10 protein-coding genes are annotated in these 25,382 nt (G+C 65.3%); 2 read left to right on the top strand and 8 right to left on the bottom strand.

Going from position 1 to position 25,382, the window contains the following annotated elements; translation table 11 throughout:
* Positions 1-11: 11 nt before the first annotated feature.
* From VGN46_RS13520 to VGN46_RS13510, 3 genes are all read right to left on the bottom strand, one after another.
* A complete protein-coding gene (locus VGN46_RS13520) occupies positions 12-6,398 on the bottom strand; it encodes an amino acid adenylation domain-containing protein (RefSeq protein WP_331644235.1) in 6,387 nt (2,128 codons plus the stop codon).
* Entirely contained in the window at positions 6,395-13,108 is a 6,714-nt protein-coding gene (locus VGN46_RS13515; RefSeq protein WP_331644234.1) for an amino acid adenylation domain-containing protein, read from the bottom strand. The genes VGN46_RS13520 and VGN46_RS13515 overlap by 4 nt, the downstream gene beginning before the upstream one ends.
* 317 nt (positions 13,109-13,425) lie before the next feature.
* A complete protein-coding gene (locus tag VGN46_RS13510; protein ID WP_331644233.1) occupies positions 13,426-16,254 on the bottom strand; it encodes a hypothetical protein in 2,829 nt (942 codons plus the stop codon).
* 158 nt (positions 16,255-16,412) lie between these two features.
* On the opposite strand from VGN46_RS13510, the gene VGN46_RS13505 reads away from it, so the two are divergent.
* A complete protein-coding gene (locus VGN46_RS13505; protein ID WP_331644232.1) occupies positions 16,413-16,562 on the top strand; it encodes a hypothetical protein in 150 nt (49 codons plus the stop codon).
* A gap of 18 nt (positions 16,563-16,580) precedes the next feature.
* On the opposite strand, the gene VGN46_RS13500 is transcribed toward VGN46_RS13505, so the two are convergent.
* On the bottom strand, positions 16,581-18,659 hold the full coding sequence (locus tag VGN46_RS13500) for a hypothetical protein (RefSeq protein WP_331644231.1): 2,079 nt from the start codon (positions 18,657-18,659) through the stop codon (positions 16,581-16,583).
* A 342-nt stretch (positions 18,660-19,001) separates the two neighbouring features.
* The gene (locus tag VGN46_RS13495) at positions 19,002-19,721 is read right to left on the bottom strand and encodes a hypothetical protein (RefSeq protein ID WP_331644230.1); all 720 of its coding nucleotides are present in this window, start codon (positions 19,719-19,721) and stop codon (positions 19,002-19,004) included.
* A 108-nt stretch (positions 19,722-19,829) separates the two neighbouring features.
* Here VGN46_RS13495 and VGN46_RS13490 point away from each other — a divergent pair, with 108 nt between their 5' ends.
* Positions 19,830-20,534 (top strand): J domain-containing protein, encoded by a 705-nt coding sequence (locus tag VGN46_RS13490; protein ID WP_331644229.1) that lies wholly within the window; start codon positions 19,830-19,832, stop codon positions 20,532-20,534.
* Here VGN46_RS13490 and VGN46_RS13485 read toward each other — a convergent pair whose 3' ends face one another.
* The 3 genes from VGN46_RS13485 to tviB all read right to left on the bottom strand — a co-directional run bounded on the left by VGN46_RS13485 (position 20,535) and on the right by tviB (position 25,087).
* On the bottom strand, positions 20,535-21,935 hold the full coding sequence (locus VGN46_RS13485; protein WP_331644228.1) for a TIGR03013 family XrtA/PEP-CTERM system glycosyltransferase: 1,401 nt from the start codon (positions 21,933-21,935) through the stop codon (positions 20,535-20,537). It abuts the gene before it with no gap.
* A 154-nt stretch (positions 21,936-22,089) separates the two neighbouring features.
* A complete protein-coding gene (locus VGN46_RS13480; RefSeq protein ID WP_331644227.1) occupies positions 22,090-23,763 on the bottom strand; it encodes a GMC family oxidoreductase in 1,674 nt (557 codons plus the stop codon).
* A gap of 43 nt (positions 23,764-23,806) precedes the next feature.
* Positions 23,807-25,087, bottom strand: coding sequence for a Vi polysaccharide biosynthesis UDP-N-acetylglucosamine C-6 dehydrogenase TviB (gene tviB, locus VGN46_RS13475; protein ID WP_331644306.1), 1,281 nt, complete (start codon positions 25,085-25,087; stop codon positions 23,807-23,809).
* Positions 25,088-25,382: the final 295 nt, after the last annotated feature.

The raw sequence follows: 25,382 nt of genomic DNA, 5'->3' as shown, positions 1-25,382 counted from the left end.
GACGTCGCAACTCAGCCGCGGCCGAACAGCTTGCCGAGCAGGCCGCTGCGCTTGGCGGGTGGTGGAGCAGAAGGTTTAGCCACGGCCAGGTCGGCGGCCAGGGTGCCCAGCGTGCCGTTGGCGATATCCAGCAGGTTCATCTGGATGCCGGTCAGCTTTTGCACGCGTTGCGCCATGTCGACCGCCAGCAGCGAATGGCCGCCCACGTCGAAGAAGTTATCGCTGGTCCGGATCCGGTTCATGCCAAGCAGCTCAAACCACACACTGGCCAGCAGGCGTTCGCTCTCCGTGCGTGGCTCGGTCGTGTCGGCGTCCGTATCGGCGAACGCGGCGCGTTCCTCGGGCAGCGGCAAGGCCTCGACGTCCGGCTCGCCGGTGAGCAACAACGGCATGGCGTCAAGCAGGATCAGGTGGGCCGGCATGGACCACGCCGGGAGCTGCGTGGCCAGCGCGGCGCGCAGGCTTTCGGCATCCAGCTGGAGGCCGGGCGCGCCCACCGCGTACGCATCGATGCGCTGCTCACCCAGACGGTTGGTACGGGGCACCGCAAGGGCGCGCACGACGCCGGTCTGTCCGAGCAGTACGGCTTCCACCGCCGTCGGTTCGAGATCCAGGCCCTGGCGGCGGATGCGCCGGTCGCCGCGATCGAGCACCTGCACCTGGCCATCGGCCAGCCAGCGGCCGCGGTAGCCGGTACGCAGGATCTGCGCCTCGGCCGCGGCGTGTTCGGCCGTGGCGCGGGTGCCGAAACGCTGCGAGAGCGCCTGGCCCGCGACGGCGATTTCACCGGTCGCGCCGATCGGGCAGGGCTCGCCATCGCTATCGAGCACCCACAGTTCATTGCTGCCGATCGGGCGCCCCGCATGCAGGGCATCAGCGGCGCGCTCCACGCGCCCACAGGTTGCCACGGGTGCGGTCATCGCATCGCCGAACAGCGTCCACAGGCCGGCGGTCGCATCGGCGATGCGCGTCGCGGTTTCCTGGGTCGGTGTTCCGCCGAGCATGGCCGCACGCAGCTGGCCATCACCGGCCCAACCCTGCTCGAACAGCGCGTTCCAGGTTTCGGGCGAGGCGATAAAACAATCCAGGTCGGCGAGTTCGCCGTGGGCAAGGCCGTGCGGCTCCTGGACTTCCCAGGTGGCACCGCAACCGAGAGCGAGTAGTGGTTCGATGATCGACATCGGGTCGGCCGGCATGGCGTCGCCACTGATGCATTGGCCCGCATCGACCGCGAGCGCTTCTGAAAGGCCGTGGACCATGCCGGCGATCGCGGCGTGCGAGAGCGAGGCGCCATGCGCACGGCCGTCCGGGCCCGGTACGTGGAAGGCGATCGCAGCCGCGTTGGCGCACACGCGCATGCCGAACGTGCTGGCATCGCCGACGGTTGCTTCCAGCTCGGCGTGATCCGCATCCAGCCACAGGGCGCAGGCACGCGGCCAGTCCAGCGGGGCTTCCAGCGCGGCATCGCCGATCAGGACCGTCATGCGGCCATCGGTCACCATATCGCGCAGGCGTGCGGTGGGGTCGGCACGATCCAGCAGCAAGGCGTTGCCACCGGTGAGACCGATCGCGAGTGCGCCGGCAAGCCGGTCGAAACCAGGCTCGACGCACAGGCCGACGACGGAGCCGTTCACCGCGCCACGATCACGTAGCATCGTCGCCATGCGCGTGGCGTGGCCGACAAGCTGGGCGTAGGTGTGCTTACGCAGGCCGTGGCGGACCGCGGTGCTGTCCGGTGTCAGCGTGGCCTGCGCATCGACCATGGCGAACAGGTCGGCGGGCAGCGGCGAGCCGCCACAACCGGCGTTCCATGTGCGCATGCGGTCGCGTTCCAGCGTGCTCGCCGCGGTGAGCTGCCCCACCGCGATCGACGGGTTCAGCGAGACGACGTGCATCATGTCCAGGTAGCGCTCGCGCATGAGCCGCGCCGTGCCGGCCTGGAGCAGGTCGGCGTTATAGGTGACGCCGCCGACCATGCCGCGCTGGCTTTCGAGGAACCACATGCCTAGGTCTTCGGTGGCGCCGCTCTGGAACAGCAGGATCTGTTCGTGCTCCAGGCCGCCCCAATCGACCGCGCGCTGGCGCGCATCCTGGAACGAGAACAGCGCCTGGTAGAGCGTAGCGCCGGCGCCATGGCCGACCTTCAGTTCGCGCTGCAGGTATTCCAGCGGGACATCCGGGCTGCCGAAGGCATCGATCGCCGTGCGCTTCACATGGCGGACGAATTCCAGGAACGACAGGCCCGGATCGACGTGCACATGTAGCGGCAGCAGGTTGTTGAAGTAGCCCATGACCGATTCGACTTCGGTCTGGTTGCGCGCACGCACCGGCGTGCCCACCACCAGGTCACGCTGGCCGGCGGAGCTGGAGAGCATGGCGAAGTACAGGGCGAGCAAGGTCATGTTGAGCGTGGCGTCCGCCTGGCGGGCCACGTCGTGCATCGCATCGGTATGTTCGCGTGAGACGTGGATCCACTCGGTACGGCCCAGGCCCGACATGCCGGGGCGCCGCGGGTAGTCCGTGGGCAGCGCGCGTACATCGCCGACCTGGGCCAGACGATTGCGCCAGAACGAGAGCTGGGTCTGGAACGCGGGCGATTCGAGCCAGTGCGCATGCCACTCGGCGAAATCGCCGTAGGTCACCGGCAACGCGGCCAGCGGCGAAGGCTGGCCAGCAGCGAACGCGCGATAGAGCGCCGAAAGCTCGTTGTAGAAGATATCGAACGACCAGCCGTCCCAGATGATGTGGTGCGGCATGAAGAACATGGCGTAGTCGCCATCAGCCAGCTTGAACATGCGCGCGCTGAACAGCGGCGTCGCGGCCAGGTCGAACGGCGTGTCGGTGAGTTCACACAGGCGCGCCATAAGGCGCTCTTCGCGTGCGTCCGCTGGCAAGTCGCTGAGATCCTCGGCCGGGAACAGCGGGTAGGTGAGCTGCGGCTGCACCACCTGCATCACCTCGGCCCCCAGGTCGCGGATCGCCGTACGCATGCTCGGCTGGCGCTGGATCAGCGCCTGGAACGCCATGTCGAAGGCGTGCTCGTCCATCGGTCCGCGCAGGCGGTGGGCCGAGGGGGCGTTGTAGGTGACGCGGCCCGGGTGCATCCGTTCCAGTGCCCAGAGGCGACGCTGCATCAGCGAAAGCGGGGCGTGGTCTTGCTCGGCATCGATCCGGTGGGCGATCGGTTCGGCGGCCGGCGTGCTGCCACTGGCGACCTGTGAGCCGATCGCGGCGGCGAGTTGCTCGATCGTGGGCGCATCGAACAGCGTGCGGAACGAAAGGGTGATGCCGAACTCGCGGTTGAGGCGGGCGGTCAGCTGCGCCGCCAGCAGGGAGTGGCCGCCAAGGGCGAAAAAGTCGTCGCGCACGTCCAGGTCAGGCAGGCAGAGCACCGCTTCCATTGCCGTCGCGACGCGGCGCTCGTCTTCGTTGCGCGGGGCGATACGCTCACCGCCTTCGGCCAGCGAGTGCGCCATCGGTGCCGGTAGCGCCTTGCGGTCGATCTTGCCGTTGGGCAGCAGCGGAATCGCATCGAGCAGCATGATGTGCTGCGGGACCATGTAGTCAGGCAAACGCGCACGCAGGCGGCCGCGCAGCAGGTCTTCGTCGAGGCTCATACCCTCGCGCGCGACCACGTAGGCCACGAGGCGGACATCGCCAGGGCGGTCTTCGCGGGTGATGACCACGGCGCGTGCCACTTCGGCCACGTCGGCGAGGACGCATTCGATTTCGCCCGGCTCGATGCGATAACCACGCACCTTCACCTGGAAATCCAGGCGGCCGAGATGTTCCAGCAGCCCGTTGGCCAGCCAGCGGCCACGGTCACCGGTCTTGTACATGCGCGAATCAGGCGTTTCGGACCACGGATCAACAAGGAAGCGTTCCGCCGTAAGGTCCGGGCGCTCGAGGTAACCCAGAGTGACGCCGGCGCCGCCGATGTGGATTTCACCGGGCACGCCGAGGGGGCAATGCTGGCCCTGCTCGTCGAGGATGTGCACGGTGGTGTTGGCGATCGGGCGGCCGATGTAGATACCTTCGCGCGGATCGGAGACGCGCCAGTAGGTCGAGTACACCGTCGTTTCGGTCGGGCCGTAGCCGTTCCACACTTCACCGCAGCGATCGAGCAGCGCTTCAGCCAGATCCACCGGCAGCGGCTCGCCGCCGGAGACAGCGCGGAACGCCGGGCGGCCGTGCCAGCCCGCATCGACGAGCAGGCGCCAGCCGGCCGGCGTGGCCTGCATCATCGTGGCATCGCTTTCCTCGATCAGGCGGCGCAGCTGGGCGCCATCGCGCACGTCATCACGCCCGGCCACGACGATCTCGGCACCGCTGGTGAGCGGTAGCATCAGTTCCATGAAGGCGATATCGAACGAGAGCGTCGTGACTGCGACGAGGCGGTCGTCCGGTGCGATACCCGGGACGCGTTGCATGCTGGTCAGGAAGTTGCCCGCCGAGCGGTGCGGCACGCGCACGCCCTTCGGCCGACCCGTCGAGCCGGAGGTGAAGATCACGTAGGCGACGCTGTCCGGGGTGGCGGCCTTGCGGTTACGCTCCGGACGGTCGATCGAAGCGTGGATCACTTCATCACTGTTGAGCGCGAGGACACGCTCGGCATCAAAAGCAAACGAAAGCGGGGTATCGTCATCGACCACGAGCGCGGCCAGCGCCGCATCTTCCGCCATGAAGGCGAGCCGATCGGAAGGGAAGGCCGGATCCAGCGGCACATAGCCCGCCCCTGACTTCATCACGCCCAGCACGGCGGCAGCCATGTCCAGGCCGCGCCCGAGCGAGATGCCGACCAGGGCGCCGTGGCCGATGCCACGCTCGCGCAAGGTGTTGGCGATCCGATTCGCGCGCGATTCCAGCGCGGCGTAGCTGAGCGAGCGATCGCCATAACGCACGGCGGCGCGCTCGGGCGCGCGATCGACCTGTTGCTCGAAGAATTCGTGGGCCAGGCGCAGTTCGGGGAACGGCGTCGGCGCAGGTTGCAGCGCAGCCAGTTCGCGATACACCGCATCGGAGACCAGCGGCAGCTGCGCCACAGCCTCGGTGGGTTCGCGCGCAGCCTCACGCAGCAAGGTCGCGTAGGCATCTAGCCAACCCTGGATCGTGGCGCCTTCGAACAGGTCGGCGTTGTACTGGCATTCCAGGCGCAGCGCGCCATCGACCTGCACGGCATTGATGAAGAGCTCGAAGTTCTCATACTCGCGCGGGATCGCTTCCACGCTGAAACGCATGGCCGGGAAGCGCACGGTGCTTTCATCGAGCACCGCGTCCAGGTTGAACAACACGCTCACCAGCGGCAGGCGTGAGGGATCGCGCGCCATGGAGAGCTTCGGCAGCAGGCTGCCCAGGGTGTAACGCTGGTGCTCGAACGCATCGAGCAGGTCGTTACGCACGGTGCCGAGCGTGCTGGCGAAGCTGGCCGTGTCGTCGATGCGCGCACGCAGCGGCAGCACGTTCACGGCATGGCCCACCAGCGTATCCAGGCCTTCGGCGGCCTGGCCTGCAGTGGGGATGCCGATCACCACATCGTCCTGGCCGGCGACGCGGCGTAGCAGCAGGGCGAACCCAGCGAGCAACGTGGCATACAGGCTGGCGCCGTGCGATGCGCCGAGGCGCTTGATGTTTGCGACCTCGGCGGCATCCAGCGTGCGGTCTTCGCGCCGTGAGGTGAACGTACGGCGGCGCGGACGCGAGCGGTCGGTGGGGAGGTCCAGTGCTGGAGCCGTGCCGGCAAAGCGGGCCAGCCAGTACTGTTCGTCTTCCCGTGCCGTTCCCGTACCAGCGTGCGTGGCCTCGGCCAACGCGAAGTTCGAGAACGCGTGCGCAGGTGCCGGGCCGGGGCCCTGGCCGGTGCGCGCCGCGTAAAGCATGGCGAGATCGCGGACGATCACGCCGAACGACCAGCCGTCGCACACGATGTGGTGGGCGGCGATGGTGAGGACAAAGCGATCGGACGCCAGGCGGAACAGCTCGGCGCGCACCAGCGGGCCGTGCTCCAGGTCGAACGGCGTCGTGACAATGCGCGAGTACGCCGCCATCAGCCGGGCATCGCTTTCGAACGGGGCCAGCAGGCTCAGGTCGTGCGAGGCGAGCGGCAGGTTCACGTGGTCGGCGATGAACAGGCTTTCGCCATCGCCGCTGAAGGTCGAGCGCAGCGCTTCATGGCGATCGACGATCGCCTGCAGCGCCCACTCGAGGGCCGGGACGTCGAGCAAGCCCTTGAGGCTGATCGCTACCGCTTCGTTGTACGCCAGCGAGGCTTCCGGCTCCAGCCGGGATGCCAGCCACACCTCGCGTTGCGGTTCCGTTGTCGGCACGAGGTGCGCGACGGGCGCACCGGCGAACGGGTCATAGTCGACCGCTGTGGCGGCGGCCAGCTCGTTGGGCGTCATGCGGTAACCCTCAGGTACTTGCCCGGCGCATCCGGGTTAGGAACAAACCACGCGGGCTGGCCATCCGGATCCTTGCCCAGCCGGGCGCCCGGGACGGGCGGCTGGTTCGGATCGAGCGTGGCCACCTCGCGGTTCCGCGGCAGGAACTCGGCTTCCTGCATTTCCAGGATCGATTCGCGGAACGCATTCACGATCGCGGCGAAGTCTTCCTCGCGGTGCGCGGTGGTGAAGAAGCAGGGGAAGTTGTCCAGGATGTGGATGCCGCGGCTGCGCATCATCGCGAACAGCAGGTCCTGCAGCGGGTGGTCTTCGGTGAACGTGGTTTTCCACACCGAGGCGAAGTGCACCACCTTGATCGGGGCACCGACGCTGGCGCAAAACGCGTTCATCTCCTCCGCCATGGCGGTGACCTTGCCGTTCAGCGTGGCCTGGAGACCCGGGCCGTTTGCCGCCAGGTGGGTCAGCACCGCGTGCGCCGCGGCCAGGGCCAGCGGGTGGCGCACGAAGGTGCCGGCGAAATAGGTGACGCCGACCGTCGGCACCGAGGCATCCCCGAAGCGCCAGTCGCCGCCATCCAGCGCATCCATGAAGCGCCGTTTGCCAGCGATGACGCCAATCGGGAAGCCTCCGCCGACGACCTTGCCGTAAGAAGCCATGTCCGCGTCGATGCCGAGCACCTCTTGCGCACCGCGCGGGTGGGAACGGAAGCCGGTGACGACTTCGTCGAAGATGAGCAGCGAGCCGGCTTCCTCGGTGATCGCACGCAGCTCCTGGAGGAACTCCACCGGCTGAAAATCCGGGCGGCGGCTCTGCACCGGCTCGACCAACACGGCGGCGATTTCGTGCGCGCGCTCGCGGATGATCTGCAGCGATTCCGGGGTGCCGTAATCCAATACCAGTACGTGCTCGGAGGTGTTGCGCAGGATGCCCGGCGCGGCGGGCACGGACTTCAGCTTCTTGGTGCCGCGGACGATCACTTCATCGAAGATGCCGTGGTACGAACCGGTGAAGATCACCAGGGTGTCGCGGCCGGTCACGGTGCGGGCGACGCGGACGCAGCCCATCACTGCTTCGGAGCCGGTGTTGCACAGTGCGGCGCGATCGAAGCCGGTGAGGTCGCAGACCTGCTTCGCCACGGTTCCGGCGAGCGGGTGCTGCGGGCCGATTTCATAGCCCGCATCGAGCTGACCGCGGACCGCATCGAGCACGAAGTCGGGCTGCCAGCCGAACAGGTTCATACCGAAGCCGTTCAGGGCATCGACGTATTCGTTGCCATCCAGGTCCCATACCTTCGGGCCTTTCGACCGTTCCACCACGATCTGGTAGATGATTTCCTTCAGCAACGGGCGGAACCCGTTGACCACGCGCGGGTCGGCGAGGTGGGCACGGTGTTCGGTGGTGTAGGCCTTGGAGGCTTTGGTGCGCTCGATATAACGGCGCATGAAAGCGTCGAGGCGGGCGCGCTGGCGGTTGCTGAGGTCGGTGCCGCCGGAGTGGATGCGGGCGATGGCGCCGAAGGCCTTCTTGACGTCGTAGGTGGTGTGGACGAGGGCGGCTTCTTCGGCGTCATTCGTTGCGGGTGCTGCGGGTTCGGGACTGGGACGAACGGCGTCGCCCACAGGGTGGGCTCCCACGATGGGGGCCGCCGCAGAGATCACCGCCGGGGCGGCGGCGCCCGACAGCAACGCCAGCTGGTCCCGCATGATCTGCATCTGCTGCGCGATCACATCCTGGATCAACCCACCACCGGCCGCGATAGGCGCGACCGGTGCCGCCGCCATGGCCGGTGCGGCGACAGGCGCCGGCACGGCCACAGGTGCCACCGGCGCGGTATCCGCCGGCAGGAGACGATCGATATGCGCCGCCAGGCGCTCGAACGAGGAACACCCATCCATCAGTTCGCGGAAGGTGATCTTCAACGCGTAGGTCTTCTGCAACTGCAAGGCCACCTGGGTCAGCGACAGCGAATCCAGGCCCAGCTCAACAAAGTTCGCGCCCGGGTCGATATTTTCGAGCTCGGTGCCCGATACATCCTCGAACAAGGCAACCAGTTCAGTCACAAGACGCTGCGGGCGGGCAGAAGCGGCGGGCATCGGCATAGTGGCCTCCAAGGCCTCAAGCAAAGTAGACAAAGGCTCAACGTTCTCGCGCTCCGTGAAGCGCGAGCTTTCAGTAGTCGTGGCGTCCATCGTGGGAGCCCACCCTGTGGGCGACGCCGTTCGCACAATCATCTCAACCTGCAACGGCAAACCCGCCGCAATCGGGGTCAACGACGCAGGAATCCGCGCCTCAACCCAATGCCGCTTCCGCTCAAATGGATACGTCGGCAAACGCACCCGCCGGCGATTCGCCCGGTGATCAAACGCATCCACATCCACGCCAACCCCAGCGGCCCAAAGCGCACCCGCCGCATTCAACATCGCGGCCCGCTCTTCAGCCGCGTTATCGCCCAGTGAAGCGAGCATCGTCCGCCCGCGCCCCTGCGCATGTTGCCGGCTCAACTGGGTCAGGCTGCTACGCGGGCCGACTTCGACGAATGCATGCGAGGCTTCTTCCAGCGCGTGCAGCAAGGCAGGCGAGAAACGCACGGTGTCGCGCAGGTGGTGTGTCCAGTAATCCGCCGAGGTCGCTTCCGCTTCCGTAAGCGGCAGGCCGGTGGCGGTGGAAATAATCGACAGGCGTGGCGCGTGTAGTTCGATCGCGGTGACCTCAGCGCGGAATGCCTCCAACACCGGATCCATCATCGAAGAGTGGAACGCATGCGATGTATGCAGCAGCCGGCAAGCGATGCCATCGGCTTCCAGTGCGACGCGGAAGGCATCGACCTCAGCGTGCGTGCCCGAAACCACCGTGGCATTCGGCGCATTCTCAGCCGCCAGAGACAAAGCACCCGGAAGCCGCACCCGCAGTTCGGCGGCCCCCAGGCGAACGGAAAGCATGGCGCCCGAAGGCAGCGCCTGCATAAGGCGGCCGCGACGGGCAACGAGGCGGGCGGCATCGTCCAGCGACATCACACCGGCCAGCACCGCCGCCGTGAACTCGCCGACGCTGTGGCCGATCATCGCTACCGGCTGCACGCCCAGGCTCATCCACAGGCGAGCCAGGGCGTATTCCAGGGCGAAGGTCGCCGGCTGGGTCAGCGCGGTGGCCTTCAAAGCCTCCGCATCGTCATCGAACATCCGTTCACGCAGGTCGAAGCCGAGTTCGTCGCGCAGGGCGCAGGCCACGTCATCGATCGCCGCGCGGAACACCGGCTCGGTGGCGTGCAGTTCGCGGCCCATGCCGGCGTACTGCGAACCCTGGCCAGGGAACAGGAAGACGACGCCGGGTGCGGGGTTACTGCTGGTATGGCAGATCGCTGCGGCGGCAATATCGCGAAGATGCGCTTCGGCATCGGTGGCGGAGACCACGACGATGTGTGTGCGCTGGCCAAAGGCCTTGCGCCCTCGCGCCAGTGTGAAAGCAGTGTCGGCCAGGTTGCCATCCGGGTGCATGGCGATATGGTCGGCGAGGCGCGCCGCTGCCGCCGCAAGTGCCGCTGGCGTGCGCGCGGAAAGCGTCAGCAACTGCGGGCCTGTCGCCGCATCCGAGGGCGTACGTGCCGGCGCTTCCTCGAGGATCACGTGGGCATTGGTACCACCGACGCCGAACGAGCTAACGCCCGCGAGTAGCGGACCGGCGCTCTGCCATGGCCGCAGCGTATCGTTCACGACGAACGGCGAGGCTTGCAGGTTCAGACGCGGATTCGGTGCGGTGAAGTGCAGCGAGGGGGGAAGGCGGCGCTCGGCCATGGCCAGCGCGGTCTTGATCACACCGGCCGCGCCGGCCGCCATCACCAGGTGACCGACGTTGCTCTTCAGCGAACCAATGGCGCAGAAGCCGGCGTCGTTTGTGGTCTGACGGAAGGCCTGGGTGAGGCCTTCGATTTCGATGGGGTCGCCGAGCGGCGTGGCCGTGCCATGTGCTTCGACGTAGGAGATATCGCGGGCTTCGACGCCGGCATTGTCCAGCGCCATAGTGATCACGGCGGCCTGACCGGCGGCATTCGGCGCAGTGAAGCTCGCCTTGACCGCGCCATCGTTATTGATCGCGGCGCCGCGGATGGTCGCGTAGATCGGATCGCCATCACGCAGCGCATCGGAGAGGCGCTTGAGCAGCACCACGGCGGCGCCATCGCTGAACACCGTACCCTGCGCGTTCACATCGAACGTGCGCGTATGGCCATCCGGCGAAAGCATCGAGCCTTCCTGCGCGATATAGCCGCTGTTCGGTGGGCAGGCGATGGAAGCGCCGCCGGCCAGGGCCATATTGCAGCGGCCCGCACGCAGGGCATCGAAGGCCTGGGCGATCGCGACCAGCGAGGTCGAGCACGCCGTGTTGAGGCTGATCGCCGGGCCGGTGAGGTTGAGCTTGTGCGCCACGCGCGTGGCGACGTAATCCTTCTCGTTGCCGAGCATGACCTGGAACGCACCGAGCTTTTCGATCAGGTCCGGGCGGCCGCTGATGTGCTTCTGGTAGTAGGTGGCGTTGTGCATCCCACCGAACACGCCGACCGGCACGTCCTGGCCATCGGGCACGTAGCCGGCGCGCTCCATGCACTCCCAGCACAACTCCATGAACAGGCGCTGCTGCGGGTCAGTCAGTTCGGCCTCGCGCGGGGACATGCCGAAGAACGGCGCGTCGAAATCGCCGCAGTTATCGACGATGCCGCGGGCGAATACGTAGCCCGGGTCGTCGCGATCACTGGCCGGCACGGCCGGGTCGAGCTCTTCCGGGGTGAAGAAGCGGATCGACTCGCGGCCTTCGCACAGGTTGTCCCAGAACGTTTCCACATCCGGCGCACCGGGAAAGCGTCCGGCCATGGCGATGATCGCCACCGGCTCGCCCCCCGCCGGCGTGCCACTCGCCAGGCGTCCCGCCAACGCCTGCCGGGTAGCACGCCCCTCCACCGTGGCCGCGATGGCGGCCGGGGTCGGTTCCGCGAAGAAGCCGACCAGGGTAGGAACGGCGGACAACTCAGCGTGGATCCGCGCCATGGCACGCGTCGCCAGCAGCGAGTTACCGCCGAGATCAAAAAAGTTGTCTTCGCGGCCGACGCGTTCCACGCCGAGGGTTTCCGCGAAGACGGTGCAAAGGGCAAGCTCGGTGGCACCCCGCGGTGCCACATAAGGCGCCGCCAGCTCCGGCCGGGCACGATCCGGCGCAGGCAACGCCTTGCGATCCAGCTTGCCATTCACATTGATCGGCAATGCCTCCATCCGCACCCACGCGGTAGGCACCATGTACTCAGGAAGCACCTGCGCCAACGCATCCCTGTAGGAGCGCGCTTGCGCGCGATCGACGTTACCGTCCACCGGCACGTAATAAGCCACCAACCGCTTATCCCCAGGCTGATCCTCCCGCGCGATGACCGCAGCGGCAGCAATCCCCGGCAACGCCCGCAACGCAAACTCAACTTCCCCGGTCTCAATCCGGTACCCACGGATCTTCACCTGCCCATCGGCACGCCCGATAAACGCCAGGTTCCCATCCGGAAGGAACCGCACCAGATCGCCCGTGCGATACAACGTGCCATGCTCGGAAGCGACAAAGCGCTCCGCCGTCAGCTCCGGCCGGTTGAGGTAGCCACGGGCCACGCCCGTGCCACCGATATAGAGCTCGCCGATCTCACCTTCGGCGACGGGCTGGCGGTTCTCATCCCACACATGCAGCGACGTCTCGCCGATGGCCATGCCAATGGGAATCGCGCCGGTGTCATCCGGCAGGTCGCGCGGAATCGTATAAGTGGTCGTAAACGTCGTGCATTCGGTCGGGCCATAGCCGTTCATCAGAACAGTGTTTGGCAATGCCGCGAGCGCCTTGCGCACATGCGGCACCGAAAGGGCCTCGCCACCGGTCAGGATGCAACGCAGGCCAGCCAGGTTGGATGCGTTATCGTCGACGATCGCGTTGAACAGCGCCGCCGTAAGCCAGGCGACTTCCGCACCGTGCGTCTCAACAGTCTTCGCAATGCCGCAACCGGTAGGCACGCGCTGCTGGTAAACCACGCAGGTACCGCCATTCAACAGCGGCCCGAAGATCTCCAGCGTCGACGCATCGAACCCAAGAGGCGCCGCATGCAGGATCCGCGGCGATTCAAAATCCATGTAATGCGACTTCAACACCAGCCGCAGGATCGACTTATGCCGTATCTCGACACCCTTAGGCGTCCCCGTCGACCCCGAGGTATACATCGCATACGCAAGATCATCAGCCGCACCACTGTAGGAGCGCGCTTGCGCGCGATGCGAGAACGAACCCGTCTCAAACTCCCCCATCCCAAACACCGGAACCTCATCCCCCTGGACCACGCCCGGCTCATCCGCAATCACCGCAGCCACATCCGCATCGCGCAATGCAAACACCACGCGCTCCGCCGGCCACGTCCCATCGATCGGAAGAAACGCGGCCCCAGCCTTCAACACACCAAACACGGCCACCAGCGCGAGCGCCGAGCGCTCCATCAGCAGCGCGACATACGCCCCGGGTTCCACGCCCGCGGCCTGCAAGCCGGCCGCCACCGCGTCACTCCGAGCATCGAGTTGCGCATAGGTCAGCGAAAGATCATCGGACGCAACGGCCAGCCGCTCCGGCCACGCCGCCACCACACGCGCAAACCGCGCCGGTACCGTCAGATCAAGGGATGCATCAAAGGGAAGCTCACAGTTCATGCCCATACCCCGCGCCGGTGATCACCCGACGCATAGGCATAGGCCGAAAGGCCGAGGACGCCCAGGGCAGCGCCAGCCTGGCTGGCCACCGCCCCGAATCCGCTCCCCTGGTACCTTCCGCGCTCCACCATCCCGTCGGCTTTCATGCGATCCCCCGTGTACTCCGCAGGCCTCCAATAGCCTGCGCTCGCGGAATCATTTATAGCCCTGGCGCGGGGGGGCGGCCTATACAACCAGCGCGCTAGCCGGGGGTAGGCGTTTGGCCGATGGCGTCGTGCCGAGCCAGTGGTGTCGATGGCCGATCATGTGTCCGCGCTCTACCGAGCGGTGAAATTATCGATCTGCGGGCTCCCTTTGACCTCAATTTCATGAACTGGATCGGCCGACGCGGTGTATTCAATCGATTGAGGTTCTTCTGGTGGCAGATGTACGACGTGTAGGTGTTTTCCAGCCTTGTCCTTCAGTGTTATCACGGCTGAAATGTCGGCCCTGTAGTTGTATGCGGCGAACCGCACGTATCTGGCTTCCTTGTGGAGGGTCAAGATGGCGCTGACCGGGTTGAATAGTACTTCCATGCGCTTGCCTTCGAGGAGCGGGGCGCCAGCCGGGACATTGCGTATGTGGAACAGGGTTGTTTTGTAGTTGCCCGTTGCCGTGAAAAAGCGCGTCACGAGCGTTGGTACCTGGCCGATTTCATAATCATCGAACGTATCGACGTCCGGAGCGTTTCGGAGGAGGCATACCTTGATGGGGAAAGTTACTGCGTTTTCCTTGGTATCCGACTGGTCAAAGGTCACCGCGAACTCAATCGTGATCTCGGAGCCGTCCTTGAGCGAACTAAGCCACGTGGCAGTGAGCACCTTATTGCATCCGTTCTTAAGCTCGTCGCTGTTGAGGCCGGCGCCGTCCCAGATCTCGAGTGACACGCTCTGGCCGTTCGTATTCGTGCCATACACGCTGCACCATACCTTCTGTCCAAGCGCCATCAGTGGCCAGGGATCGACATGCAGGGTGGCGGTCCGGGTCGCATCCAGCACATCGCCGACCAGTTCCTTGAACGTGGGAATGGGGAGAACGCCGGTATCGAAATCGTCGATCGGTTGCACCGTAAGTTGCAGCACGGGTGAGGTGCGATCGCCGTTGACGGTGTAGGAGACCGGTACGGTGGTGCCGAGCCGCCGGCCGACCTCGCCCGCCGGCACGGTGATCAGCCGCGCTTCTGGCCATGTGATCGATGGCGTCGTATAGCTGCCGAAATGCAGGACGACGCTAGTGCCATTGGGCAAGTCGGCCGGAATCCGGACCTTAAGGCCATCCTTCGCCTTGATTGGCGGGAGCACACCACCCGGGGCATCCTCGACTTCAGGCGGCGGCAGTTCGACCTGTCTTGTCCCGACAAAGAACGTCTCGACGGCCGATGGTCTGCCACCGGCGCTGTAGCTGACGCTCACCTCGCTATCGCGGTTGCCGTCGATGTAATTCCGCGTAATCCGAAACGTAAGTTGGCCGGTGACGGGTACCTTACCGGTCGTGGTGTAGGGCACCTTGCCTTGCCAGCTGAGCGTGACGTCCACACCGCGTGGCGGGCCTCCTTGCTCGGGCAGTGGGATGCGCACACTCGTCTGCGCAAGGTCGGGATCCAGCCGGCCATCGCTAACATCGTCAACAGAGGGCGCGGGGTAATCAGGTAGCGCGCCAGCCCGGCGGATCTTTAGGCTGAGAATCTCGGAGGTGCGTGGCGTCGCGAGGATCCGGCCAGGCACGCCGGCCACCGATACGGTGGGCTGGGTAATCTCGTAGAAGAAATCCGCAGTGCCATTTTCGACCGACCGCAATTCACGCGGCGGACAATAGAACGGCACGTCCTCGCCAAGGTCGCCGGAGGAAAGGTCGAATTCGTCCGACCAGTAGCTCGGTGTCGTGCCGGCCTTGCCGATGACGGTGACCTTCACGTGGGCACCCACGACGAGGTACGGCTGGGTAAGGCCGTTGTAGGGCACAAGCACTTCGATCTCGCGGTCGCTCGCGAAGGGATCGAGCTCGTCGCCGACGGCGGCCGGCACGCGCGGCGCAGGCAGGGCGACGTTGGCAAGCTCGCTGACACGGTAGCGGCGGCTCTTCGAGGTGGCGCCGCCCTTGACCGCATACCAGATCTTGACGGTGCCACCGGCGGCCTCGAGCACGGTGGCGTTGTCGATCCGCGCATCGAGGTAGAACTGGCTATCCTCGTCATCGAAGATCAGGTCCTCGGATGGATAGGCCTTCCGGCTGCCGTCGGGCAGGGTGGCCTCCCACCAGGCATTGACCACGTCGCCGATACTGAGGTTGCGCACCGGTACGCGCACGGTGACATGATCCTTGCCGACCACCTCCAGATCGATCAGCGAATCGACGGCCGCGTTGCTGGCATAGAGCAGCTGCGGCGCAACCAGCGTGCCGGGATCGATCTCGACATCCGGATCGGCATAGGGAGCGTACTTCGACCAGTTGCTGGCCACGTCGTAAATGTAATAGCTCACTGGCACCCGGCCACCGCCGACGCGCTCGATCACCTCCCTGGGCACGTTGACGACGATCGCGCCCTCACCATCGCTGGGCACGGGATCCAGCTTGGCACCACCCCATTCGACGGTAAGCCGGTCACCGGGGAAGCGCACTTTGTATCCCTCGATGATGACCATGACACGGCCTGAAGGGTCGTCCGGGACCGGACTGGGCGTGACGGTGGGCTTGGGCAGCCCCTCGTTGATGTCACGGGTGCCACCGACCGGGTCAGGGCCGCCCGGCGGCCGGCATTTGACGGTGGCGGTGGTGTGCGGGGAATCGTCGGTGCTGCCACCGTAATTGACGCGGACGTAGACGTCGTGCACCCCTTCACCGGCGAAGCTACCATCGATGGGATTCTCGATGCCGGCGATCGCGGTCCCGGCGATATCGAAGACGAGCATATCGGTCTCGTCAGGGATCGTGTAATGCGTGATGACACGTGGCTTACCACCGTCATCGACGCCCCAGCACAACTCCGCCTCGGCGGGTCCGATGACGATATCGGCTCCGCAAGTCACGTACACCCGCTTGTCGGGTGTATCGAGCAGGTCGGCAAAGCCGAGCAGGCCGATCTCCTTGCCGTTGATGCGAGGGGTCATGAGCCTGGCTTGCGGGCGGGCAAGCGACTGTACGCCCGCCCGTGGTGCGTGGTGCAAATCTCGGGTGGCCGCCGCCGGTAAGCGGGCGATGTTCCGTTCGCGATTCATCGATGTCTCTCCCTTGACCTGTGTTATCCGTCGAATGGAATCCGATTGACATGCTCAATGACACAACGCATCAACTTCCGGTCGGATCAGTGACCTCGCCGCGTGTCTCGAACGTCACTTTAAGCATGCCCGCCGGGTCGGTCGGCGATGTGCCCGTGCCCACGCTGTTCGTGATCGTCCACACGATGTGGGTGTGGTAGAAGCTGCTGCCATGAAGCTCAGGGATCCGCGACGGTTCGAGGCGGAACAGAATGTGCGGGACCGTGATCGGCGGACGGGTCGTATAAGACGGCTTCCCTACGGGTGGCTCGGCAACGTTGCCAGACTCGGCCTCGCGCACCGTATGCGGCGGCCGGAGCACGAAGCGGTTCTGGCCTTCGATATCGCCGAAGCCTGGCACTGGCGTCTCGGTGCCCGTATGCCGGTTGGCGTACATCGGGATGGAGATCGTGATGGTGTCCGTCTCCGGGTCGAAGTTGGTGATGTCGGTGGGTAAACCGATGGCCACGCCATTGACGATATGGCCAAGGGCCACGCCGTCGCCGGTCTCCGGGGGGGGCGCCGCGTTCAGGCATGATGACCCCAGGAAGGGTGCCGCCGCCGGGCAGCGCGCTAGCGTCTTCAATGACGACGTTGGTCCACGGCGACTTGTTTAGGTTGGTCCCGCCACCCGCCTGGGTTTCGATCCAGTACGCAAATGGCGTGATACCGCCCGGCAGGTCGCCGAGCCCGCCGGCCCACGTAAGCGTTATTTCCAGGTCGCCATCCGACGGCGTGAGGTCGGCCGTGATCACCGTATGGCTAGCCAGTTCGGTATCGTCCGCGGCGACGATCCGGATCACATCGCCGACACCGAACGAAGGCACGAACCCGCCGGCTCCATCGTCAAGCAAGGACTGCTTCGGAACGAGGGCCTTGGCGTCCAGACCGCTATCGACCAGGGTAATGCGGTTGATGGCGCCGCTGTCCGACTGGGTCGAAAGGGGCGGCAGGTTTTCGTTCGGTTCCGTGCCCGGGTCGGGATCCACCACGCCACCGCCCACGTGCAGATTCGCCTCGACGTGGTGCGGATCCGACGTACCGCGGAGGTTGCCTTCTTCGCCGTAGACGTTGTAACGCACGTCGGTGTCTACGGTGATGTCGTCCGCTGCCTCATTCTCCAAAAGCCAGGCGCTGAGCACTGCGGCATACTCGAGCGCTATTTCGATCTGCGCCGGGTTTTCCACTCTCACGGGGCCCGCGGTCACCGTGTCGCCCCAGAGGATTTCGATCGAGTCCACCGTGGTGATGCCTGGATTCGACGGAATCCGGACGAGGACGGATGCCCGTGCATCGGCCTCGTCGATCAGGCGGGAACCCGCCGGGTCATCGTCGTAGGCAGGTACCTCCGGCGGATCCAGGTCTTCGAGCGCGTCTTCCAGGTTGACGCTGATCTCAACGGATTTGGAGAGCTGCGAGGCGACTTCCTCGCGTGGGAACGCGTCGTATTGGAACGACCAGTTGCCATCGCCCAGGGATTCAATGAACGACCGATAGAAGCGGAGCATCACTTCGCCCGAGTCGGCGAAGGGGATCACGGTGAAGTGCGTGTCATCGGTATCCATTTTGCCGTTGATATAGGGCCGGAGCCAGTCACCCGGCTTTTCGCCCGTGTAGCCCGGCACCCGCGCCTCGATGTAATCCTTTCCGGCGAAGGTCCGTGAGGTGATGCCGTTCCTGATGATATCGGGGGAGAAAATCAGCGCGCCCGGAATCGCCGCGCCCGGCGCAGGCGGTACCGTGTCGATGGTGAGTTTGGCGGGCAGGCCATTGTCGGATGAGCCGCCCGCAGTATATTCGACCAGCCACGTCATGTTGAACGTCACGTTGTCGTATGCGGTCGTGCCAGCGAAGGTCGCGGGGATCTCAAATTCAACCGGGTCCGGTGACAGATCGCCCGAGATGGGGTCATCCTCGAGCGGTACGGTCCAGATGAATGACCCGATGGTCAGGTGGAAGATCTCGTTGCCGCGGACACTGGGGAGCAAGTCGTCGATCTTGCCGAGGCGTACGGTGAAGCCGTTCCGGTACGCGTTCGCTTTGATGAGCCCATCCGGCTGTTCCGTCCCCGGCAGATCGTCGACGGGGCGGGCCAGCGCTGGCGACACGACCTGCGCCTGGAATGGGATGGTGGCGCCAATCGCGAATGGCCGCCGGTGGGGGCGGCGGGACCCGGGCGCGAGCCAAGCGCGGAAGTGCTTGCGGAGTAAGAGGCGTGCTGAGGCCGCGCGCACGGCGCGGAGGGACATCCGTTTCATCGGTGTGCTCCTTGCGAAGAGGGGAGGGCCGATATCGCCCGAGGCCGCCGTGACCTATGCGTCCTGCTGTTTTCCCTACCCAGTTCCGTTGCCGTGGCATCCTTGCCTGGCTATTCCATGCCGTGGCGATCCATTCGCCATGCCGCCGTGGCCCGGGGAGATATCGTTGAGCCACTATAAGCGCATGAAAGATAAAGAAAATAGCACCTTCGTTGTAGGCGCAGACGTCCGGAATCGGACACTGTTTTCGTGCCGATTTTCGCTAGTGTCGCGCAGGCCGCATGGCGCCTCGATGGTATCTGTCCGAACCCGGACAAGGTGTCCGGATTCGATCAGAACCGGCTAGCGAATCGCGATGATCCATAGCGCCGCGCCCTGCACCGGGGCCACCGTCCAGTGGACTTCGTAGGTGCCGGCCTTATCGACTTGCCGCCAGGCGACGGCGCCCTGCACGCCGCTCTCGTCGGGCAGCTGCAGGAAGCTATCGATCAGGGTAAAGCCATCGCCTGGCATGGCGGTCATGCGCTTGACGCCGCCATCACCCCACCAGAAGGCAAGGAGGGTGGCGGGGCCATCCACGGTGATGCTCTTGCTGGCCACGATGAGTGCGGCACTGGCATAGTTCTGTGCGAATGCCTGCACACGGCTAGCGTTGCGCACTTCGATGAAGGGTACGGAGATCTCACCCTTCGGTTCGCCCGGTTTGCCGACCGACAAGGCGTGACCGTTGCCACCTTTGGCCGTGAGCGCCACGTAGGGCCGCACGTTAAAGCGGTCACCGTAATTCGCGTAGGTGAGCGCGGGGCCCAGTCCTTTCCAGCGATTGCCGTAGGTGTCCTTGGGTGCGCCCTCGTTACTGGCATAGCCTGCATTGAAGGCAACGAGCACGCTGCCGGTGGCGGCGGTATCCATGGCTGGTGTTACGGCGGGATCGGTGCCCAGGCCCTCGCCCTGGCCCAGGAACACGTGAGCGCCCAGGGTCGGGCCGGGCTCGGTCGCCATGGCTAGCGACGCGCTCAGGCCCAGCGCGGCTGTAACAAATATGGAACGCGGCAAGCGCATGCAAATCCTCCAAAAGTTGTACTTGTCAGGACGCCAAAGCTGCGCCACGCTGCACGCTGCGGCGTGTTGGGTGAACGCGTCATGCGCTTTCCGTGGGGACCACCGATCGTGGCGGACGAAACCGACTTCCTCGACCTGTACGGCAAGCTGCGCCTGCAGCCGGATTGCTCGTTGGCCGATTTCAAGCAGGCGTATCGCCGAAACGTATCGCAATGGCACCCGGATCGGCGCACGCGCGGTCCGCGCGCGGATGCGCTCGCGGCGCGTCGGTTGCAGCGGTTGATGGCGCAGTATTCCGCGGCCATGGAGTTCCATAAACGGCATGGGCGGTTGCCTGGGGCGGCAGCGCCTAAGGTGGTCGTGGAGCCGGGGACGAATATCGTGCCGTTTGTGCCGCGGGTGGTTCCGGTTGAGAAGACGGAGCCTGAGGTGGTTGTCGAGGCTTCGCAGGCACCTATCGCGCGCAATCGCGCTCCTACAGGGGGGCGGCGGGCGGTTTGGGTGGGGGTGCTTGGGGTGGTGGCGATTTCGGTGTGGATGTTTGTGCCGGATCCGGATCGGGTGGATCCTTCGATCGAGGGGATTCCGGCGGTCAAGGCCGAGGTGGCGGCGCCAGCGATTGAGGTCGGTGCGCTTGCTCTTGGGATGAAGGATGACGAGGTGGCCGCGCTGGAAGGCGAGCCCACGCTGCGCGGTGCGGATCGCTGGGAGTACGGCCCTTCATGGGTCCGGTTCGAAGGCGGTTCCGTCGTCGACTGGTACAGCTCGCCGCTCCGGACGTTACACGTCCGCTCTGCCCACGCACCGCGTTGATCAACGCGCGCCACGGCCGAAGATCACCACTTCAACCGTTTCGATCAGGATCACCAGGTCGAGGAACAGGCTGTGGTTCTTCACGTAGAACAGGTCGTACTTGAGCTTCTCAGCCGCGTCTTCTTCCGAGGCTCCATACGAGTAGCAAAGCTGCGCCCAGCCGGCCAGGCCCGGTTTGATGCTATGGCGTAGGCCGTAATAACGGATCTTGCCTTCCAGGTCGGAGACGAACTGCGGGCGCTCGGGGCGCGGACCCACGATGCTCATGTCACCGCGCAAGACATTCCATAGCTGCGGCAGCTCGTCGAAGCGCAGCTTGCGGCAGATCTTGCCTACTCGCGTCACGCGATCGTCGTTAGCCTTGGCCCAGCGCGCCACGCCATCCATCTCCGCATCGGTGCGCATGCTGCGGAACTTGTACAGCCAGAAGGTACGGCCTTGCTCGCCGACGCGTTCCTGGCGGTAGAAAATGGGTTGCCCGCGTCCGGATTCCACGCGGATGCACAGGGCCACGCCGAGCATCAGCGGCCAGCAGAGCAGGGCGATCGCGACCGAGGCCAGAATATCGAAAGCACGCTTGACGAACAGCGCAAAGGGCGTTGCGTTGAAACCGCCGGAGAACACCAGCCACGACGGATCCAGCATGGTGAGCTGCACGCGTCCCGCTTCGCGTTCCACGAAAGTGGTCAGGTCGGTGATCTGCACGCCGAGCTGGCGGCAGGCCAGCAGGTCGTCCATCGGCAACGAGCCGCGGCGGTCATCTACGCCCACCACGATCTCGCTGATCCGTTCGCGCCGCGCCAGGTCGGCCAGCGGTACATCGCGTGGGATGAGTAGCGGCTCGGGTACCTTCGGCACATCGTGCGGACCCGGGACGTAGCCCACCAGATAGAAACCACGACGATCCGAGCGGCGCCGCATGCGCGTGTGGATCTGCGCGGCGCGCTCGCCCGCGCCCAGGATCAACACGCGCCGCTTCAGCGCATCCATTTCGACCAGCCGCATGAACAAGCCACGGAAGGCGGCGGTAGCGAGGAAACCGAACACCAGCGCCATGCCGAGCACGCCGCGGCCCACGTAGGCCTGCGGGATCACGTAGTAACCGACAATCAGCGCCAGGCCGCCGAGGATGAATGCGATGGCGTGCCGGGCGAGTTGCCCACGCCAGCTCATGCGCAGGTTCGCGCGGTATTCGCCGAGCGCGGCCATGCCCAGGAAGATCACCACGGCGAACATCACCGCGCGGGCAATGACTTTGTCGCTCGAGGCCTGAAGGTCTTCCGGCGAAGGCGCGAAGCGGATCCATGTCGCGAAGTTCAGCGATGCCGCCAGCAGGAGCAACTCGACCACGCCGAGCAAAGTGAGCCACCTAACGATCGGCTGTCGGAAAAGGCGAAGCATCAGTGAACCCCCTTGGTACACGCAGCGCTCTGCGTGCTGATGCGCTGAAGGTTAGGCGTGGAAGCGGGGGAACGTCGATTCCACTTACGGTCGTGCGATGGCTAGGCCGAATGGTTGTAACAGGCCTGTATCACCTCGCGTGCCTCATCTCTTTTCAACTCAAACCGCTGCCTTCGCAGGCAGCCAACAGCACACGGAGGTGCTCTGCCAGCCTGAGACTAAGGGCAATCAGGGTGAACGTCGGGAAGGCCCAGCCGCTGGTAGGGAACACCGAACTCCCGGCCACATGGAGGTTGTGCATGCCGTGAACCGTTCCGTCGGTATCGACCACACCGCTAGAAGGATCGGTCGACATCCGGGTCGTACCCATGTGGTGTGCCGTGCCGAAGACCTCTGGCGTGGCCGAGTCGTCGCGGGTCCAATCCGCCGCGTCGAAGGTACCGCCGCAGGCCTCCGCCAAGGGCTGGCCAGAAAGCGAGGTCAGGGTGCGATAGGTGTAACGGTCGAGCTCGGTCAGGCGCCAGTCGATATTCACCCGGCGCAGGCCAAGTGCATCCCGGGTATGGCCAAGCGTCACGCGCGAATCACGGTTTGGCGCCTGTTCGAAGAAGCCAACGAGCTCGACGCGTTCGCTGCGTACGGTCGGCTTATCGGAGACCTTCTGCGCTACTGCGCGTAACACATCGCCAATATGCAGGCCAAGGCTTACGGCGCTGAGCGCCAGGTTCGGCGGTACGGCCACGGCGCTGGCCGTGGGGCCGTTGGTCATGGCTGCGGAAAGGCGTGCTTCGAGCAAGGTGGCCTCGTCGCGCGACGGCGGTCGCAGCGCGGCACGCACATTGCGCAGGGCACGAATGCCTTTCGGCAAGGTACCTTCCACGGCGAACGGATGCACCCGGCCGTTCAGCACACGGTGTCGGCGTTGCGCTGCGTTGGCCAACCCGATCTCCGGCGAGACCGGCAGACGTACCTTGCCGATCGCGCGTTCATAGGGTTGGGTAAGGCGATCGGGGGTTTCCGAGCGGATGCTGCCGATCGTGCCGCGCGGGTGGTCCATGAAGTAGCGGCCGACCAGGTCACGATCATTACCCAGCCCGCATGGCGCGACGCTGTCGGAAAGCAGCAGCAGGCGGGCGTTCTCGATGCCGCCGGCGGCGAGCACGAAGTGCCGCGCCGTGACATGGCCGCGGCGGCCCGTGAGCGCGCCGAGCCGGGCACGCGTCACGACTGTGCCGGAGGCATTGGCCTCCAGTTCCATCAGGTTCGCGTGCAGTAGCACGGTGATATTCGGTGCCGCGCGCATGTCATCGCGGTAGGCTTCACCGAACAGGATAGGGCTGCGCGCGAAGAGCAGGTTCACCAGGGCCTCGGGGTCGAGGTCCAGCGGTTTGCGCTGGGCAGGGCCATCGAACTGACCGGGGCCGAAGCCGTGCACCGGGTCGATATGGCAATAGTCGCGTGCCTTCGCGTACCAGGGTTCAAGATCGGCATAGCGCAACGGCCAGCCGCTATCGGGCACCCAGTCGCGCGGTTCCAGGTCGCTATCGGCAAGCGGAATGCAGCCACCGCCCCAAAGGGTGCAGCTGCCACCGAACACGCGCATGCGCGAATGGGCCATGTCGAAGGATGCGCCACCGTTCGCGGTGCCTTCGTTCAGGGCCTGGCTACGGTCTTCGCCGGCCATGCCGCCGCTTTCGACCAGGCAGACCTTGATGGAGGTGCCCACAAAGGCGCGTGCGATGGCAATGCCAGCCGGGCCCGCGCCAATGACGCAAAGGTCGGCCTGATGGTCGGCAGGTACCGACCCGTCAAGGTAATCGAGGATCACAATAGTTCTCCCGGGTAGGGCGTCCCAGCGTTTTTTGTTTTTCTCAGAGCCTGCCGTCCACCGCATCGCGGGGGAGGACATACTTCACGTCGTACACCACGGACGCCGGTTTACCGAAGGCGCGGATGCCTTCCGCCCCCATGGCTTTGAATTCGCGGTGACCCACGGCCACCACGACGGCATCGTAGGTGCCGTGGCGTGGCGCTTCCACCGGGGCAATGCCGTACTCGTGGATCGCTTCGTCGGCGCGGACCCATGGGTCATGCACATCGACCGTGACGCCGTAGGCGTGCAACGCGGCCACGATATCGACCACGCGCGTGTTGCGCAGGTCGGGGCAGTTTTCCTTGAAGGCCAGCCCCAGCATCAGCACGCGGGCGCATACGGGGTTGATGCCCTTGCGCACCATGAGCCGGACCAGCTCGCTGGCGATATACGGGCCCATGCTGTCGTTGGTACGGCGACCGGCGAGAATCACGTCCGGGTGGTGACCGACCTGTTGGGCCTTATGCGTCAGGTAATAGGGATCGACGCTGATGCAGTGGCCACCGACCAGGCCGGGCCGGAACGGCAGGAAGTTCCATTTGGTGCCCGCGGCTTCCAGGACCTCGAGCGTATCGATGCCCAGTTTGTTGAACAGGATGGCGAGATCGTTCACCAGGGCGATATTCAGATCGCGCTGCGTGTTCTCGATCACTTTCGCGGCCTCGGCCACTTTCAGCGAGCTTGCCCGATGCGTCCCGGCGGTGATTACCGAGCGGTATAACGCGTCGACGAATTCGGCGACTTCAGGGGTCGATCCGGAGGTAACTTTGAGAATTCCCGTAACGCGATGGGTCTTGTCGCCCGGATTAATCCGCTCCGGCGAGTAACCCGCAAAAAAATCCTGATTGAAAATGAGTCCCGATTCGCGTTCGAGAATCGGCACGCAGACTTCTTCAGTGCAGCCGGGATAGACGGTCGATTCATAAATGACAACGTCGCCACGTTTGAGAACTTTCCCGAGCGTCTCACTGGCCCGCATCAGCGGTGTGAGATCGGGGCGGCGCGCATCGTCGATCGGCGTAGGTACGGTCACGATGAAAACATCGCACTCAGCGAGGTCGTGCATCGCGGATGAGAAGCGCAAACGCTGCGCTTCCGCGAGTTCATGCGAATCCACTTCCAGGGTCGCGTCATGGCCTGATCGCAATTCGCCAATGCGCCGGGAATTGATGTCGAATCCTAGGGTTGCGTACTTCTTCCCGAATTCGACGGCGAGCGGCAAGCCCACATAACCCAGACCGACAATGCCGACTCGCACCGTGTCGAGCGCCCGTGGCATGAAGGGTGTGGGCGTCGGATAGGGGCGCGCGGCGGCGTCCTGTTCATCGACGATCGCTTCGCCTGACGCACGGCTCTCTGTGTCCATCCCCGCACCCACCCCTGGCCTGGCTATGAGAAACCCGGAAACCCGGGCGGCCAAAGCGTAACAACGCGGGCGGTACTTCTCTGTATGGCTTACGGGCTCCCACTTATGGCCGATAGGGTGGGCCCGAACCGATCGGGAATGCCAGTGAGCCGCGGCGCGTGAAAACGACGTTTACAAGCGGTGGGGCCCGCGATAAGGTTCTGGCAGC

Origin of the sequence: Luteibacter sp. (assembly GCF_036500425.1) — a bacterium.
Taxonomy (GTDB): Bacteria; Pseudomonadota; Gammaproteobacteria; order Xanthomonadales; family Rhodanobacteraceae; genus Luteibacter.
This window is presented reverse-complemented; position numbering and strand designations above follow the sequence as displayed.